Annotated in this window: 13 protein-coding genes; 7 read left to right on the top strand and 6 right to left on the bottom strand. The window is 71.2% G+C overall.

All coding sequences use genetic code 11. The annotated features are described in order from the left end of the window. Positions 1-7 precede the first annotated feature (7 nt). From ASL10_RS13760 to ASL10_RS13775, 4 genes are all read right to left on the bottom strand, one after another. Complete coding sequence (locus ASL10_RS13760; RefSeq protein ID WP_056048917.1) at positions 8-1,192, bottom strand: bifunctional 2-methylcitrate synthase/citrate synthase; 1,185 nt, start codon at positions 1,190-1,192, stop codon at positions 8-10. An 85-nt stretch (positions 1,193-1,277) separates the two neighbouring features. Further along, the gene (locus ASL10_RS13765) at positions 1,278-2,195 is read right to left on the bottom strand and encodes a DMT family transporter (protein WP_056048920.1); all 918 of its coding nucleotides are present in this window, start codon (positions 2,193-2,195) and stop codon (positions 1,278-1,280) included. Between the two features lie 25 nt (positions 2,196-2,220). Continuing rightward, on the bottom strand, positions 2,221-3,330 hold the full coding sequence (locus ASL10_RS13770; protein WP_056048923.1) for a cell wall-binding repeat-containing protein: 1,110 nt from the start codon (positions 3,328-3,330) through the stop codon (positions 2,221-2,223). A 139-nt stretch (positions 3,331-3,469) separates the two neighbouring features. After that, entirely contained in the window at positions 3,470-5,077 is a 1,608-nt protein-coding gene (locus ASL10_RS13775) for a long-chain fatty acid--CoA ligase (RefSeq protein ID WP_056048924.1), read from the bottom strand. A 98-nt stretch (positions 5,078-5,175) separates the two neighbouring features. Between ASL10_RS13775 and hrpA the strand changes: the two genes are divergently transcribed. The 6 genes from hrpA to ASL10_RS13805 all read left to right on the top strand — a co-directional run bounded on the left by hrpA (position 5,176) and on the right by ASL10_RS13805 (position 15,289). Then, on the top strand, positions 5,176-9,066 hold the full coding sequence (gene hrpA / locus ASL10_RS13780; RefSeq protein ID WP_056048927.1) for an ATP-dependent RNA helicase HrpA: 3,891 nt from the start codon (positions 5,176-5,178) through the stop codon (positions 9,064-9,066). A 26-nt stretch (positions 9,067-9,092) separates the two neighbouring features. Continuing rightward, positions 9,093-10,154: a LacI family DNA-binding transcriptional regulator gene (locus ASL10_RS13785; protein ID WP_056048930.1), complete on the top strand. Its 1,062-nt coding sequence runs from the start codon at positions 9,093-9,095 to the stop codon at positions 10,152-10,154. Between the two features lie 134 nt (positions 10,155-10,288). After that, entirely contained in the window at positions 10,289-11,674 is a 1,386-nt protein-coding gene (locus ASL10_RS13790; protein ID WP_082460619.1) for an extracellular solute-binding protein, read from the top strand. 226 nt (positions 11,675-11,900) lie between these two features. After that, a complete protein-coding gene (locus ASL10_RS13795; protein WP_043593482.1) occupies positions 11,901-12,758 on the top strand; it encodes a carbohydrate ABC transporter permease in 858 nt (285 codons plus the stop codon). Further along, on the top strand, positions 12,755-13,666 hold the full coding sequence (locus ASL10_RS13800) for a carbohydrate ABC transporter permease (RefSeq protein ID WP_056048933.1): 912 nt from the start codon (positions 12,755-12,757) through the stop codon (positions 13,664-13,666). The genes ASL10_RS13795 and ASL10_RS13800 overlap by 4 nt, the downstream gene beginning before the upstream one ends. A gap of 87 nt (positions 13,667-13,753) precedes the next feature. Next, a complete protein-coding gene (locus ASL10_RS13805) occupies positions 13,754-15,289 on the top strand; it encodes an alpha-N-arabinofuranosidase (protein WP_056048936.1) in 1,536 nt (511 codons plus the stop codon). 82 nt (positions 15,290-15,371) lie between these two features. On the opposite strand, the gene ASL10_RS13810 is transcribed toward ASL10_RS13805, so the two are convergent. Then, on the bottom strand, positions 15,372-15,800 hold the full coding sequence (locus ASL10_RS13810) for a hypothetical protein (RefSeq protein WP_056048939.1): 429 nt from the start codon (positions 15,798-15,800) through the stop codon (positions 15,372-15,374). Positions 15,801-15,832: 32 nt separating this feature from the next. Then, a complete protein-coding gene (msuE, locus tag ASL10_RS13815; protein WP_082460620.1) occupies positions 15,833-16,549 on the bottom strand; it encodes an FMN reductase in 717 nt (238 codons plus the stop codon). 72 nt (positions 16,550-16,621) lie between these two features. Here msuE and ASL10_RS13820 point away from each other — a divergent pair, with 72 nt between their 5' ends. Then, on the top strand, positions 16,622-17,416 hold the full coding sequence (locus ASL10_RS13820) for a class I SAM-dependent methyltransferase (protein WP_056048942.1): 795 nt from the start codon (positions 16,622-16,624) through the stop codon (positions 17,414-17,416). Positions 17,417-17,505 lie beyond the last annotated feature (89 nt).

Here is a 17,505-nt window from a genome sequence, read left to right on the forward strand (position 1 = left end):
GTAGGCGTCAGCGCGCGGGGACGTCCCTCAGGGGTGCGCCGTCGTACTCGCTCAAGGGGCGGATGAGCGAGTTGGCCTCGCGCTGCTCGATGACGTGGGCGCTCCAGCCGAGGACCCGCGACGCGACGAACAGCGGCGTGAAGACCGGCGTCTCGAACCCCATCAGGTGGTACGCCAGCCCGGACGGGTAGTCGACGTTGGGCTTCAGGCCCTTGCGCTCGAACACCGTCGCGGCGACGACGTCGTAGGTCTCCTTGAGCCCGTCGACCCGGTCGTCGCCCCGCTCGCGGGCCCGGTCGACCAGACGGCCGAGGGCGTCCTCCATCGTGGGAACCCGGCTGTCGCCGTTCTTGTAGACCCGGTGCCCGAATCCCATGATCTTCTCCTTGCGCGCGAACGCCTCGTCGAGCCAGGCCACGGCCCCGTCGGCGGGGCCGACCCGGTCGAGCAGCTCGAGCGCGGCCTCGTTGGCGCCGCCGTGCAGCGGGCCCTTGAGCGCCCCGATCGCGCCGACGATCGAGGAGTGCAGGTCGGACAGCGTCGAGGCGACGACCCGGGCCGTGAAGGTGGAGGCGTTGAACGAGTGCTCGGCGTAGAGCGTCATCGAGGTGTCGAACGCGTCCACGTCGAGCGGGTCGGGCTCGCGGTCGAACACCTGGTGCAGGAAGTCGGCGCTGTAGCCGAGGTCGTCCCGCGGCGGAACCGGCGGCAGGTCGTGGCGGCGCCGCTGGTCGTAGGCGATCACGGCGGGCAGCACGGCGAAGAGGTGCGTGGCGAGTCGACGCGTGTCGGCGACGTCGTAGGCGCCCGCACCCGTCGTGGGTTCGGGCCGGGCGGCGCCGATGGCGCTCACCGCGGTGCGGACGACGTCCATGGGGTGCGCCGAGGTGGGGATCAGGTCGATGAGGTGCTGCAGCCCGGGGGCCAGCGTGCGGTGCGAGCGCAGCTCGGCGTCGAAGTCGCGTCGCTCGTCGACGGTCGGCAGGTCGCCGTGCAGCAGCAGCCAGGCGACGTCCTCGACGTCCCGCTCGGCGGCGAGCTGCTGCACCGGGTAGCCGCGGTAGAGCAGCGAGTTGCTGGCCGCGTCGACCTTCGAGACCGCCGTCCGGTCGACCGTGACGCCGGCCAGGCCCTTGTGGATCTCGGGACCGTCGGAGGCGGCCGGGGCGGGTGCGGTGATGGTGTCGCTCATGTCACTCCTTCGTGATGAGGCGGGCCCGCCGGAGCGGGCCGGTCGTGCCGGGACGGGGCCGCGACACGATCGTCGAGGCTCCACTCTAGGTGGCGAGCGCCTCGGGACGGGAGGGGCGGACGGGTCTCGTCAGCACGATCGAGACGACACCCGCCAGCACGAGGGCGAGGCCGATCCAGCCCGGCGGCTCGAGCCGCTCGCCCACCACGAGCACCGCCAGCAGGGTCGCGACGAACGGTTCGAGCAACGTCACGGTCGTCGCCCGAGAACTCGACACCGTGCGCAGGCCGTGGCCGAAGAGGAGGTAGGCGACGAACATCGGCCCGATCGCGAGGTAGGCCGTCGCCCCCACGGAGGCGCCCGACTGCAGCATCGGACCCCCGGTCGCCAGCAACACCGGCAGCAGGAGCACCGCACCGAGGCCGAACTGGGCCGACACGGCCCCGCGCGACGGGTGACCCTCGGCCATGAGCCGAGCCGCGGTGTAGGTGTACGTCGCGTAGGCGAGACCCGCGAGGACGCCCAGTGCGATGCCGAGCGGGGCGGACCCGGGGGACGCCGCCGTGCCCGCCTGACCGTGCTGCCCGGTCGCCGCGAGCACTCCGACGCCCACGACGGCCAGTGCCGCACTCGCCACCCAGCGGGGCTCGAGGGGACGCCGCCGGCCGGGCGGGTCGAGCAGGCGTTCGAGCAGCGCCGCGAAGACGGGCGCCGTCCCGAGCGAGACCACGTTGCCCACGGCGACGCCGGCGAGCGACATGGACGAGTAGAACGCCAGCGGGTAGACCACGACGCCCAGTGCCCCCGGCACGAGCCAGCGCCACGCCGCCGGGCCACCTCGCAGGGCGGCGCGCGTGGCGCGGGGGGCCGTGAGCGCCAGCAGCAGGCCGCCGACGCACATCGTCGCGGCGCCCGTGGCGAGCGGGCCGACGTCGCCGGGAAGAGAAGACGCCACCGTGCCCGTCGTGCCCCAGAGGAGCGCGGCGAGCACGATGGCGATCATCGTGCGAGGGTACCGACGGCGCGGGTCAGGTGCGCGGCGGGCCCGGGCAGTAGTTCAACGCGGCCGCGTTCTCGGAGACGGCGGCCGTGCCACCGATCGTGACGACCTTCTCGGACGCGAGGCCCGCGATGAGGTCCTCGGCGTAGTAGTTCGTGCAGCCGGGCGCGGTGAGGAGCACGGGCGACTTCTCGGCACCGGCGACCGCGGCGATCGCGAGGGCGTCCGGGAAGTTCTGCCCGGAGGCGAGGTACACGGTGCCCGAGTCGTCGGTACGGGGGACGTCGCCCGTCGCGTCGCTGAAGGCGAAGAACGACACGAAGGCCGAGGTCTCGTAGCGGTCCTGGCCGGCAAGCAGGGCGACCTCGCCCGGGAACTGCGCGTCGAGATCGGAGACGATGCCGTCCGAGATGACCGCGGGGCCACCCACGACGGCGACGGACTCGACGCCGAGCGATTCGAACAGGTCCGACGTGGGCTGGTCGACCCCGTCGGCGGTCCCGGGGACGAGCACGACCGCGTCCGGCGCACCGGTCGAGTCGGTGCTGCCGGCACCGGCGGCGGCACTGGCGCTGACGGCGTCGGGGAAGTTCAGGCCCGAGGTGACGAAGGCGCGGTAGACGCCGGTCTCGGCGAAGAACGCGTCGACGACGGCCCGCGAGGTCGCGTAACGGTCGGCGCCCTGGACGCGATCGACCGTCGCCCCGGTGATCTTGCCGATCTGGGTGGCGACGGCGGGCGACACGGCGTTGACGCCACCGATGACGACCACGTTCCGCGGCTTGAGGGCGACGAGGCGGTCGGCCACCGACGACGGGAGGGCGTTCGGAGCCGTCAGCAGGAGCGGCGCCTCGATCAGCGCGGCGGCCGGAGCGGCGCTCAGCGCGTCGGGGAACTGCACGCCGTTCGCGATGATGACCGTGCCGGCACCGTCCGGGTAGGCCCGGCCGGCGATGTCGGCGGCCGTCGCGAAACGGTCGGCGCCCTGGTAGCGGTCGAGGGCGGGGGCCGCTGCCGCGGAGGCGTCGGACCCGGTGAAGGAACCGGTGGCGGGTTCGGCGGTCGCCGCGGTGACGCCTGCCAGGCTCAGGGCGACGAGGCCGCCCACGGCGGCGGTGACGCCGAGGACTCGGGACATGGAAGGGTTCACGGGGGTCCTGTCAGATCGGGCTGAGGTTCTGCTGTGAGGCTAGAAGCCCGATCGTCCGCCCGGCAGCCCCCGTCCGGGCAGCCCCCGTCCTGGTGATCCCCGTCCGGGGGGTGCCCTCGCGACCCGGTCAGCGGGGCGCCGCGGCTCCCTCGCCGACCCCGGTGACGGCGGCCGAGAACCGGTCCACGAGTTCGCGCTTGAGGACCTTGCCGCTGGGGCCGAGCGGCAAGGCGTCGAGGACGTGGACCACGCGGGGGTACTTGTAGGCCGCGATCTCGTCGGCGACGAAGGCGACCAACTCGTCGGGGGTGGCCGTGGCCCCGTCACGGAGGACGACGGCCGCCTCGATCTCCTGCCCGTGGAGTTCGTGCGCCACGCCGAAGACGGCCGCCATCGTGACGTCGGGGTGCTGCGCGAGGACCTCCTCGACCTGCCGCGGGTACACGTTGTAGCCGTTGCGGATGATCATGTCCTTCGTGCGGTCGACGATCGTCAGGTAGCCGTCGTCGTCCTTCGTGCCGAGGTCGCCCGTGCGGAACCAGCCGTCGACGATCGCCTTCGCGGTGTCCTCGGGCCGGTCGAGGTAGCCGTTCATGAGGTTGTGCCCACGGATGACGAGTTCGCCGATCTCGCCGTGCGGCAGCAACACGATCGAGTCCTCGACGTGCTGGTCGGCGATCTCGACGTCGACGCCCCAGATCGGCGTGCCGATGGTGCCGGGCCGCGGTGGCACCCCGACGTGGTTGAAGGTGGCGACGGGCGAGGTCTCGGTCAGCCCGTAGCCCTCGTGGATCGGGGCGTCGTACACCTGCTGGAACTTCTTGAGCACCGCGAGCGGCAGCGACGCCCCGCCCGAGACGGCGTAGCGCAGCGGTGGGCGCGCCTCGCTGCGGGTGGCCGCGGCGATCAGGGCCATGTACATCGTGGGCACGCCCATGAACACCTCGCAGCCGTGCTCGACCATCGCGGCGAGCGCGGCGTCGCCGTCGAACTTCGGCAGCATGACGATCGTCGCGCCGACCCGGAACCCGGTGTTCATCGTGCAGGTCTGTCCGAAGGTGTGGAACAGCGGCAGGGCCCCGAGCAGCACGTCGCCGCGATGCATGTCGAACGTCGTCATCAGGTTGGTGTTGACCTGCTCGATCAGGGCGAGGTGAGACCCTTCGGCCCCCTTGGGCTGGCCCGTGGTGCCGCTCGTGTAGAGGATCGTGGCGGTGTCGAACGGGTCGCGGGGCACGTAGGTGTCGAGGGGTGCGGCGGCCGCGGCGAGGTCCTCGAGGCGGTCGGGCCCGTCGTCCTCCTGGCCGGCAGGAGGCGCGAGCACGGTCAGGACGTCGACCCCCGCGAGCTGCGCTCCCGCGCCTCCTTCACCGAGCAGCGGTGCGGCGCAGACGAGCAGGCGGGAGCCGCTGTCGCGCAGCACGTACTCGATCTCGTGTCGCTTGAGGAGGGCGTGGACGGGCACGGCCACCGCGCCGAGCGCGAGCGTCGCGTAGTAGACGCGGGGGAAGTCCGCGACGTTCGGGACGAGCATGGCGACCCGGTCCCCGGGGCCGACGCCCCGGGCGCGGAGGGCCCCGGCGTAGGCCAGGGTCTGCTGCCAGAGCTCGGCGTAGGTGGTCGAGGTGGGCCCGACGATGACGGCGACGTCGTCGGGGAACCGGCCGGCCGACTCGGCGAGGATGGCCGCGACCGACGCGGTGGCGTGGCCTCGGGGGCTGGGTGCTGATGACATGGTGTCTCTCCGTCTCCGTTGACGTGCGGTCTGCCGCGATCCTACGACGCGCCACCCGTTGCCCGGTCCGGCCCCGGGCGGCTTACGATGGAGGGCTCATGATCCCCACCATCACGTATCCCGCCGAGCTGCCGGTCAGCCAGAGGCGCGACGACATCGCCGCGGCGATCCGTGACAACCAGGTCGTCATCGTCGCGGGCGCCACCGGTTCGGGCAAGACGACCCAGCTGCCCAAGATCTGCCTCGAGCTCGGCCGGACCAAGATCGGCCACACCCAGCCGCGCCGCATCGCGGCCCGCACCATCAGCGAGCGCATCGCCGAAGAACTCGGCGACGAGGTCGGCGGCGTGGTCGGCTACCAGGTGCGGTTCACCGACAAGGTCGGTGCCGACACGCAGATCAAGCTGATGACCGACGGCATCCTGCTGAACGAGATCCACTTCGACCGCGAGCTCGAGCGCTACGACACGATCATCATCGACGAGGCCCACGAGCGCAGCCTGACCATCGACTTCCTGCTCGGGTACCTCAAGCAGCTGTTGCCCCGCCGCCCCGACCTCAAGCTCATCATCACGAGCGCCACGATCGATCCCGAGTCGTTCTCGAAGCACTTCGGCGACGCGCCCATCGTCGAGGTCTCGGGTCGCACCTACCCGGTCGAGGTCCGCTACCGACCGCTCGTGGACGACACCACGAGCGACGACGACGGCGACCTCGACGACGACGACCGCCCCGCGGGTCGCCAGGGCGACCGTCAGGAGGCGCGGGCCGGCGACCGCAGGCAGCGCGCCGACGACAAGGACTACCTGCAGGGCATCAACGAGGCCCTCGACGAACTCGCCCGCGAGTCGAGCGGCGACGTCCTCGTCTTCCTCAGCGGAGAGAACGAGATCCGTGACGCCGAGGAGAGCATCCGCGGCCGCAACCTGCCGTTCACCGAGGTGCTGCCGCTGTACGGCCGGTTGAGCGCCGCCGACCAGCACCGGGTCTTCCAGCCCAGCACGACCGCGGGCACCAGGCGCCGCATCGTCCTCGCGACCAACGTCGCCGAGACCAGCCTCACCGTGCCCGGCATCAAGTACGTGATCGACGCCGGCACGGCCCGCATCAGCCGCTACTCGACCCGCGCCAAGGTGCAGCGCCTGCCGATCGAGGCCATCTCGCAGGCGAGCGCCAACCAGCGGTCGGGCCGCTCCGGTCGCACGAGCAGCGGCATCGCGATCCGCCTCTACAGCGAGACCGACTTCGAGAAGCGCCCCGAGTTCACCGAGCCCGAGATCCTGCGGACCAACCTCGCCGCGGTCATCCTGCAGATGATCTCCCTGAACCTCGGCGACATCGCCGCCTTCCCCTTCCTCCAGCCGCCCGACTCGCGCGGCATCAAGGACGGACTCGACTTGCTGCGCGAGCTCGGCGCCGTCACCCAGGGCGGCCAGATCACCCGGGTCGGCAAGCAGCTCACGCGACTGCCGATCGATCCGCGCCTCGCCCGCATGGTCGTCGAGTCCAAGACGCAGGGCACGACGCGCGAGGTGCTCGCCATCGTCTCGGCCCTGAGCATCCAGGACCCGCGCGAGCGGCCCCTCGAGCGGCGTGCCCAGGCCGACGAGAAGCACTCGCGCTTCCGCGACCCCAAGGGCGACTTCCTCACGCTGCTCAACCTGTTCGAGTACCTCGAGGACAAGCAGAAGGAGCTCAGCGGCAACGCCTTCAAGCGTCTGTGCCGCGACGAGTTCCTCAACTACCTGCGCATCCGCGAGTGGCAGGACGTCTACCGCCAGCTCAGCCGCGCGGCCAGGCCCCTCGGGCTGCACATCGGCGAGCGCAGCGCGAACCCCGACGGCGTCCACCGCAGCCTGCTGGCCGGCCTGCTCAGCCAGATCGGGCTGTTCGACCCGCAGAAGAAGGACTTCGTCGGCGCCCGCCAGACGAGGTTCCTGATCTTCCCGGGCAGCAGCCTCGCGAAGAAGCCGCCGGCGGCCGTGATGACGGCCGAACTGGTGGAGACCAGTCGCCTGTTCGCCCGCGTCGCCGGCTCGATCGACCCGGCGTGGGCCGAACCGCTGGCGCCCGACCTGGTCAAGCGCAGCTACGGCGAACCCCACTGGGAGAAGAAGCAGGGCGCCGTCGTCGCCTACGAGCGCGTCACGCTCTACGGGGTGCCGATCGTCGAGCGACGACGCATCCAGTTCTCGCGCATCGACCCGGCGTACGCCCGCGAGCTGTTCATCCGGCACGCGCTGGTCGAGGGCGACTGGGAGGGGCACCAGGCGTTCGAGCAGAAGAACCGGCAGCTCATCCGCGAGCTCACCGAGGTCGAAGAGAGGACGCGTCGCCGCGACATCCTGGTCGACGGCGACGCCGCGTTCGAGTTCTTCCAGCGGCGCATCCCGGCCGACGTCGCGAGCATGCGCGACTTCGAGGGCTGGTGGCGCAAGGCCAAGGTCGACACGCCCGACCTGCTCACCATGACCGCCGCCGACCTGCTCGGGGACGACGAACCCGACGTCGACGAACAGGGCTTCCCGAGCACGTGGCAGCAGGGCGACCAGACGTTGACCCTGCGCTACAAGTTCGAGCCGGGGGCCGACGACGACGGCGTGACCGTGATCGTTCCGCTGCCGCTGCTGCCGCGCCTCCGTCCGGTCGGCTTCGACTGGCAGGTGCCGGGGTTGCGCGACGAGCTCGTCACGTCGCTCATCAAGTCGCTGCCGAAGCAGATCCGCAAGAACGTGGTGCCCGCCGCCGACTGGGCGTCGAAGATCACGGACGAGCTGCCCGACGCACCACCGGCCGACGTCGACGAGCCGTTCACGGCGACCGTGGCCGCGGCGATCAAGAAGCTCACCTACACGCCAGTCTCGACCGACGACTTCGACCTGCACCGCGTGCCCGCGCACCTGCGGGTCACGTACGCCGTGGTCGACGAGCGGGGCCGCACGGTCGGGGCCGACAAGGACCTCGACGCGCTCCAGCACCGGCTGCGCGACGCCACGCGCGACAGCGTCGCGCGCGTCACGCAGGGCGGCGGGCGCGACGAGCGCGGCCGTGGCCGGGGTCGCGGACGAGGAGGCGCGGGGGGCGACGCCACGCCCGTCACGCCTCGCCCCACGAGCTCGATCGAGCGCGAGGGCCTGACGTCGTGGGACTTCGACGAGCTCCCCGCGGTCGTCGACACCCGCCACGGCGACACCGTGATCCGGGCCTACCCGGCGTTGGTCGACCACGGCGACTCGGTCTCGATCACGTTGATGGCGACGCCCGCCGACCAGGCCCTCGCGACGCCGAAGGGAGTGCGGCGCCTGCTGATGCTGGCGACCCCGTCGCCCGTGGCCTACGTGCAGCAGCACCTGACGAGCGCCGAGAAGCTCATCCTCGCGACGAGCCCGTACCAGAACACGTCGGCGCTCTTCGCGGACTGCCTCGTGGCCGTCGTCGACGACGTGCTGTTCCGCGTCAAGCCCGACGGCATGGTGATGACGAAGAAGGAGTTCCTCTCGACCCGCGACCGGGTCTCGGGGGCCGTCATGGACCAGATGTTCCAGACCGTCTCGCTCGTCGCCCGCACGCTGACCGCCGCCCGCGACGCCGACAAGGCCCTGAAGGGTGCGACCTCGATGACCCTGCTCGCGGCGCTGACCGACATGCGGCAGCAGCGGGATCGCCTGATCCGTCCGGGCTTCGTGTCGCAGACCGGGCTCCAGCAGCTCCAGCGCGTGCCGGTGTACCTCGTGGGCATCACGAAGCGCACGGCGAAACTGCTCGAGAACCCCGGGCGGGACCGCGTCTGGCTCAGCGAGGTGCAGCAGGCGACCGAGCGGTACGAGGCCGCGGGCGGGACGTTCCCGCCCGCCGACACCGCGCCTCCTGCACTCGTCCGCGCCCGGTGGATGATCGAGGAGTTCCGCCTCAGCCTGTTCGCACAAGACCTGCGGCCGAGCGAGAGCGTCTCGCTGCAACGCATCGTCAAGGTGCTCGCCTCCGCCTGAGCGCCTGCCGCCACTAGCCTGAACGCATGCGCGCGACGGTGAAGGACGTGGCGGCACTCGCCGGGGTGTCGCCGAAGACCGTCTCCAACGTGATCAACGGCGTCGTCTTCGTCCGGCCCGACACCCGCACCCGGGTCGAGAGCGCACTGGCCGAACTCGACTACGTGCCGAACCTCAGCGCGCGTGGCCTGCGCACCGGGCGCACCGGGTCGATCGCCCTGGCGTTCCCCGACCTGAGCACCCCGTACAGCGCCGAGATGACGCACTGGTTCGTCGAGCAGGCGCACGAGCGCGGCTGGTCGATCCAGCTCGAGCAGACCGGCTCGCGGCCCGAACGCGAGGGCGAGCTGCTCTCGCGCGGCAAGGAACACCTCGTCGACGGCCTCGTCCTCAACCCGATCACGCTCGACGCCAGCGCCCTGTCGTCCGCCGGCAGCGGCTCCGGCACCGGCTCCGGCTCCGGCTCCGGCTCGGGGGCCACCGACTCGCTGCCGCCCGTGGTCGTCATCGGAGAGGTCGAGCAGACCCTCGTCGACCAGGTGCGGGTCGACAGCGTCGCCGCGGCCCGCGACATGACGGCCCACCTGATCGCCGCCGGACACCGCCGCATCGCGACCCTCGGCGACTCGGCCGGCGAGTTCGACACGGCCACGGCCCGCGCCCGCACCCGCGGCTTCGAGCAGGCCATGGCCGAGGCCGGGCTGCCCCTCGACCACGCCCTGCAGTACTCGTGCCCGGAGTGGACCTCGGCCGACGCCTTCTCGGTCGTCCGGGCGGCCGTCGAGCGCGGCGACCGGCCCGACGCGATCTTCTGCTTCACCGACTCGCTCGCCATCGGCGCCGTCAGCGCGCTGACGTCGGCGGGCCTGCGGGTCCCCGACGACGTCGCGGTCGCCGGTTTCGACGACATCGTCGACGGGAGGTTCTCCGTGCCGCCGCTGACGACCGTCACCTTCGACAAGCGCCTCTTCGTCGACCGCACCCTCGAACTGCTCGCGGCCCGCATCGCCGACCGGCAGGGCGCGGCCGAACTCGTGATCGTCCCCCACGAGATCGTCGTGCGCGCCAGCACCCGCGGCCGCGCCTGACACCACGAGAGGGGCACGACGCCAGAAGAGAGCCTGGCGCTGTGGCCCTGTCCTGGCGGTGTGCCGGAAACCTCTTGCGCATCCGTTACAACGATGGAATAGTCGCTTTCGTCACGCATCACGAAGGAGTGAAGATGACCGAGAACCATCGGACGACCCCGGCACCGCGTCCGGGCACCACCGCCGGCACCGCCACCCCCCGCGGCCTCAGCCGCCGCAGCATGTTGCTCGGCTCCGCCGCCCTCGTCGGCGGGGCGTTCGTCGCCACGGGCCTCTCGGGCTGTGCGCCCGGGGCGGTCACCGGCTCGGGCACGGACGTCGCGCAGCTGAAGTTCTGGCACCTGCTCAGCGGCGGTGACGGCATCAAGATGTCGGCGCTGATCGACCAGGCCAACGAGCAGAACCCGGGGTTCCACGCGACGCAGACCGTGCTCGCCTGGGGCACGCCGTACTACACGAAGCTCGCCATGGCCTCGGCCGGCGGTCGCGCGCCGGACGTCGCGATCATGCACGCCTCGCGCGTGCCCGGCTACGCCCCCGGCGGCCTGCTCGACCCGTGGGACGTCGAGAAGCTCGCGTCGTACGGCGTCCGCGAAGAGGACTTCGCCGAGGCCGTGTGGAAGAAGGGCTTCAACGGCGGCGACCTCTACTCGGTCGCCCTCGACTCGCACCCGTTCATCCTGTTGTACAACACCGACATCGCCGCCCAGGCGGGTGCCCTCGGCCCCGACGGCAAGCTCGTCGAGATCACCAGCCCCGAGCAGTTCCTCGAGGTCGCGAACGCCATGCAGCAGGTGACCGGCAAGCACGGCGCCTCGTGGGGCTACCTCAACGACGGCGCGCAGCTGTGGCGCATGTTCTACACGTTCTACAAGCAGCAGGGCGCCGACATGGTGCTGAAGGAAGGCGGCACGGTCGAGTACGACGAGCAGGCCGCCGTCACCGCGCTCCAGTTCATGCAGCAGCTCACGGACGGCACGGCGATGGCCACGGCCAGCGACATCCAGTCGGGCATCGCCGAGTTCGTCAGCGGCGAGAGCGGCATGCTCTTCACCGGCGTGTGGGAGGTTCCGAGCGCCGAGAACGCGGGCATCCCGTTCGACGGCAGCATCATCCCGACGCTCTTCGGCACGCCGGCCGTCTACGCCGACTCGCACGCGTTCGTGCTGCCGAGGCAGAGCGAGGTCGACGACGTCAAGCGCGAGGACGCCTACAAGATGGTCTCGACCATCCTGAAGGACTCCATCTCCTGGGCCGCGGCCGGGCACATCCCGGCCTACCTGCCGATCGTCGAGAGCCCCGAGTACGCCGAGCTGCGACCGCAGGCGAACTACGCCGAGGCGGCGGACTACCTGAACTACGACCCGCCCGCCTGGTTCACCGGCTCGGGCTCGGACTTCCAGACGTACTTCCTCGACTCGATCCAGTCCGTGATCCTCGCCAAGGACGACGCGGCCGACGGCATGCGTCGGTTCGTCGCGCGAGTCAACACGCAGCTGTCGCGGCCGGCTCCGGTGTGACCGTCGTGCCCTCCCCCACGCCGACGCGGCACCGCCGCCCCGTCCGCCCGACACCGCCCTCCTCCCCCTCCGCACGACCCGACCATCACGACGACGAAGGAGTCGATCTGTGACCTCCACCACGGTCAAGGCCCCCCGGGCCACCGCCGAGCGCGCGCGGTCCGACGCCCGCGCGACCGACCGCAGCCGCGCCTCCCGCAAGCGGACCGGCCCCTCCGACAACCGCATCGGCTGGGGCTTCGCCGCTCCGTTCACCGTGCTCTTCGCGGTGTTCCTGGTCTGGCCGCTGCTCCACGGCTTCTACCTGAGCTTCACCGGCCAGAGCCTGACCGGCCAGGGCGGCGAGCTGATCGGCGTCGCCAACTACGCCGAGGCCTTCGCCGACGGCGACATGTGGCGTTCGATGCTCAACACGCTGTGGTTCACGGTGCTCAGCACGATCCCGCTCGTCGTCGTCGCGCTGGTGCTCGCCATCCTCGTCAACACCGGGCTGCCGGGTCAGTGGCTCTGGCGGCTGAGCTTCTTCCTGCCGTACCTGCTCGCCTCGACGGTCGTCTCGCTGTTCTGGATCCAGCTCTACAGCCCCACCCTCGGCCCGATCAACAACGTGCTCGGCACACTGGGGCTGCCGCAACCCGCCTGGCTGCAGGACCCCGACACCGCCATGATCGCCGTGGTCGCGACCACCGTCTGGTGGACGGTCGGCTTCAACTTCCTGCTGTACCTCGCCGCCCTGCAGAACATCCCCGACCAGCAGTACGAGGCCGCGTCGCTCGACGGCGCCGGACGCTGGCGGTCGCTGCTGTCGATCACCATCCCGCAGCTCGGCCCGACCACCGGCCTGATCGTCATCCTCCAGGTGCTCGCCTCGCTGAAGGTCTTCGACCAGATCTACCAGATGACCACCGGCGGACCGGCGGGAAGCACCCGCTCGGCCGTGCAGTACATCTTCGACACCGGCTTCACCGGCTACCGCTTCGGCTACTCGTCGGCGATCTCGTACATCTTCTTTGCGGTCATCGTCGTCATCTCGATCGCGCAGTTCAGCATCACGGCCCGCAACCGCAAGGGAGCCCAGAAATGACCGCCCCCGCCCTCGCCCCCACGTCCGACCTGCGGGCCCCCACCGCCGGCCGGGGCCGGAAGGGCCACAAACCCGGCCAGAAGCCGTTCGGCCCCATGGCCGTGATCAGCGTGGCCATCCTGGTCGTGCTCGCCGTCCTCTGGCTGCTGCCGTTCCTGTGGTCGCTCGCCACCTCGTTCAAGAGCGAGACCGACGCCGCGGCGACGCCGCAGACCTGGATCCCGGCCGGCGGCTTCACGCTGGACGCCTACCGCGGGGTGCTCGAACAGGGCAACATCCCGGTGTGGCTGTTCAACAGCCTGTTCACCTCGATCGTCATCACGCTGATCGTCGTGGCCACCTCGGCCCTCGTCGCCTACGCCTTCTCGCGCCTCGACTTCCGCGGCAAGAAGTGGCTGTACGTCGCGACGATCGCGTCGATCATCATCCCGCCGCAGGTGCTGATCGTGCCGCTGTTCTACCAGATGCTCGCCTTCGACATGGTCGACACGTACTGGGGCATCATCCTGCCGCAGGCGATCGCCCCGGCGATGGTGTTCGTGCTGAAGAAGTTCTTCGACCAGGTGCCGATCGAGCTCGAGGACGCCGCCCGCGTCGACGGCGCGGGACGCATCCGGGTCTTCTTCACGATCCTGCTACCGCTGTCGCGCCCCATCCTCGGCGCGGTGTCGATCTTCGTGTTCATCGGCGCCTGGAACAACTTCCTGTGGCCGTTCATCGTCACGAACGACGCGTCGCTGCTCACCCTGCCGGTCGGCCTGCAGACCATCGAGAGCGCCTACGGCATCCAGTACGCGCAGAACATGGCCGCCGCGGTCCTCGCGGCCCTGCCGCTCATCCTCGTGTTCCTGTTCTTCCAGCGGCAGATCATCAAGGGCATCTCGACCACCGGGTTCGGAGGTCAGTGATCCGACCGCCCCGGACGCGACCGCCCTGCCGCACCGCGCCTCCTCGTCCCCACCACACGCACGCCGATCCCCTCACCTAGGAGACCCATGTCCACCGCCCGCATCACCGTCGACCGCGAGTTCACCATCGGCCCGGTCCCCCGCCGCCTGTTCGGCTCGTTCGTCGAGCACATGGGCCGCTGCGTCTACACCGGCATCTACGAACCCGGTCACCCCACCGCCGACGAGAACGGCTTCCGCCAGGACGTCCTCGACCTCACCAAGGAGCTCGGCGCCACCGTCATCCGCTACCCCGGCGGCAACTTCGTCTCGGGGTACAACTGGGAGGACGGCGTCGGCCCGGTCGACCAGCGCCCCCGTCGCCTCGACGGCGCCTGGCACACCGTCGAGACCAACGCCTTCGGCCTGCACGAGTTCGTCGCGTGGTCGAAGCTGGCCGGCACCGAGGTGATGGAGGCCGTCAACCTCGGCACCCGGGGCGTCGACGCCGCCCGGGAGCTCGTCGAGTACGCCAACCACCCCGGCGGCACCGCGCTGAGCGACCGCCGCATCGCCAACGGCGCCAAGGACCCCTTCGACATCAAGCTCTGGTGCCTCGGCAACGAGCTCGACGGCCCGTGGCAGATCGGCCACAAGACGGCCACCGAGTACGGCCGCCTCGCCCAGGAGGCCGCCAAGGCCATGAAGTTCGTCGACGACTCGATCGAGCTGGTCGCCGTCGGCAGCTCGGGCCGCGGCATGCCCACCTTCGGCACCTGGGAGCACGAGGTCCTGACGCACGCCTACGACGAGGTCGACTACGTGTCGATGCACGCCTACTACCAGGAGCACGACGGCGACGCGAAGAGCTTCCTCGCGACGGCCGTCGACATGGACGCGTTCATCGAGGAGGTCGTGTCGACGATCGACGGCGTCAAGGCCGCCGGCAAGCACACGAAGCAGGTCGACATCTCGTTCGACGAGTGGAACGTCTGGTACCAGACGGGCCTCGACTCGGACGACCAGCCGCACAACGTGTCGAAGGGCTGGCGCGAGCACCCCCGGCTGATCGAGGACCAGTACAACGTCACCGACGCGGTCGTGGTCGGCACCTTCCTCAACTCGCTGCTGCGTCACGGCGACCGGGTCAAGATCGCCAACCAGGCGCAGCTCGTCAACGTCATCGCGCCGATCCGCAGCGAGGCCGGCGGGCCCGCGTGGCGTCAGTCGATCTTCTGGCCGTTCGCCCGCATGGCCGCGCTCGCCACCGGGCAGATCCTGCGCACCCTCGTCACGAGCGACAAGGTCGACACCGAGAAGTACGGCGACGCCGACCTGGTCGACGTCAGCGCCACCTACGACGAGGAGGCCGGCACGGTCGCGTTCTTCCTCGCCAACCGCGGGCTCGACGAGGCGGCCGACGTCGAGGTCGCCCTGCGCGGCTTCAGCGGCGGGCGCGTCACCCGCGCCGAGGTCCTGGCCGTCCCCGAGGGCGGCGACCGCTTCTCGTCCAACACCGAGAACGCGCAGGACACCGTGGGCCTCGTGCCGCTGACCGGCGTCACGGTCGACGGCGGCACCGCGCGCCTCCGCCTGCCCGCCCTCTCGTGGGCGGTCGTCGAGCTCGAGGTCGGCAAGGCCTGACCCACGGCACGACCGCAGGAGGCGCGGTGCCGGTCACGACCGGCACCGCGCCTCCTGCGTCCGGTCGCGTCGACGCCCCGGATCAGCCGCGGGGCTTGAAGAGGCGGGCGATGCTGTCGCGCACCGACTCCTCGATGGTGTCGGTGAAGCCGTTCGAGAAGCCCAGGGCGTCGGCAGGGGCCGACGCGGCCGTCATCGACTCGACGACGCGCTGACCGTGATGGGCACGCGCCTCGCGCACCGAGCCGAAGCCGAGGCCGAGGTCGACGGCCGCCTGGGCGAGGAGCGCCTCACGGGCGTCGTCGGTGCTGGTCTGTGCCTCGGCGAGCGCGAGCACGGACAGGTCGTCCACGCCGTCGTCCACCCATCGGGCCGCACGCCCCGGCAGCACGCCGGAGGGCAACAGGCCGAGACGGCGCTGTGCCTCGCTGTCGCGGATCTCGGCGCGGGCGACGGACGGGCCACGGGGAGTCGGGTCGGGGTTCACGACGATCACGATACCGGTGGGCATCCCGGAGCGGCTGCCCCGCCTTCGGGTCGCGCTCAGCTGAACAGGCGCGTCGGGGTCGTGACGTCGAGCTCGTCGGCGCGCAGGTCGCCCACCGCCAGGTCGACGCGCGCGTCGCCGTCGTCGAGGGTCTGCTTGATGCGCCCCTTCTCGGCGATGCTCGAGCGGATCAGCGGCAGGCCGCGCTGGATCGCGTGGCGGATGCGCTCCTGCAGCAGAGGGGCCGTGACCGCGTACTTCTCCGCGCCTCCGGTCGCCGTGAAGTCGGTCGTGTGCGCGTAGACGCCCAGCGGCAGGGTGAGGGCCTGGAAGAACCCGAACAGTGGTCGCAACGCGTGCTCGATGATCAGCGCGTGGCGCTCGCTGCCCCCCGTCGCGGCGAGCAGCACGGGCACGTCCACGAGCGCGTACTGCTCGACGAAGTCGAACAGGTGCTTGAACAGCCCGGTGAAGGAGGCGCGGTAGACGGGCGAGGCGACGATCAGCAGGTCGGCGGTCTCGATGGCGACCAGCTCGCGCTCGACCCGCTCGTCGAGCTGGTCCCGGGTGAGCGCGCCGGCGAACAGGGGGCCGAGTTCGCTGACCCGGATCACGTGCGCCTCGATCGGCAGGACGTCACCCAGCGCCGTCACGATCTCGTGCACGAGGGCGTCGGTCTTCGACGGCGTGCTGAGGGTGCCGGACACCGCGACGACCCGCAGGGGACGGGTCGGACGCGGGGACGAGGGGGTCGGAGGCAGCGAGGAAGTCATCCCCTCCATGCTGCGCCCGAGGCCGACGTAACAGAGGGTGTGTGACGGATCGTGACGTGCGACAGTGTTCCGGTGACACATCAACCACTCCAGGAGGGGTTCGATCCGGCCGCCCACGGCTTCGACCCCGCACGACCCGATTCCGACCTCGCCGCCTCGTTCGGGCTGGCCGCCGACGTCTACGAGAGGGGTCGCCCGTCGTACCCCCTCGACGCCGTCGACTGGCTGCTGCCCGAGGGCGCCTGTCACGTGGTCGACCTGGGGGCGGGCACGGGCAAGCTCACCCGTCTGCTGCTCGACCGTGCCCCGTCGGTCACGGCCGTCGAGCCGTCGCCGGGCATGCGCGCGACCCTCGAGCAGGTCGTCCCCGGGGCGACGTCGGTCGCCGGGTCGGCCGAGGACATCCCCCTCGGCGACGACTCGGTGGACGCCGTCCTCGTCGCGCAGGCCTGGCACTGGGTCGACCCCGCCCGCGCCGTGCCCGAGATCGCCCGCGTCCTGCGTCCCGGCGGCACCCTCGGCCTCGTCTGGAACATCCGCGACGAGTCCGTGCCGTGGCTGGCGGAGCTCAGCCGGGTGATGCGCCAACCCCGCGAGCGCGACATGGGGTCGGACGCACCGGTCGTCGGTGCGCCGTTCGGCAGCGTCGAGCGGTACGACGTCCCCTGGGTGCACGAGCTGGGTCGCGACGAGTTCCTCGCCATGATCGCGTCGCGCAGCTACGTCATCACGCTCTCGCCCGACGACCGCGCGGCCCTGCTGCGCGACGTCGAGCGGCTGCTCGACACGCACCCGGACACCCGCGGCGCCGACCTGATCCGCCTGCCCTACGTGGCGCGGTGCTCGCGGGCCGTCCTGCCCGGCTGAGTCGCGCCTCCTCGGCACCCACCCTGCGAGCCCGCCTCGTCGGCACCCACCCTGCGAGCCCGCCTCGTCGTCCCCGGACGCGGGCGGGC

Origin of the sequence: Frigoribacterium sp. Leaf8, assembly GCF_001421165.1 — a bacterium.
In the GTDB taxonomy this organism is placed as follows: Bacteria; Actinomycetota; Actinomycetes; order Actinomycetales; family Microbacteriaceae; genus Frigoribacterium.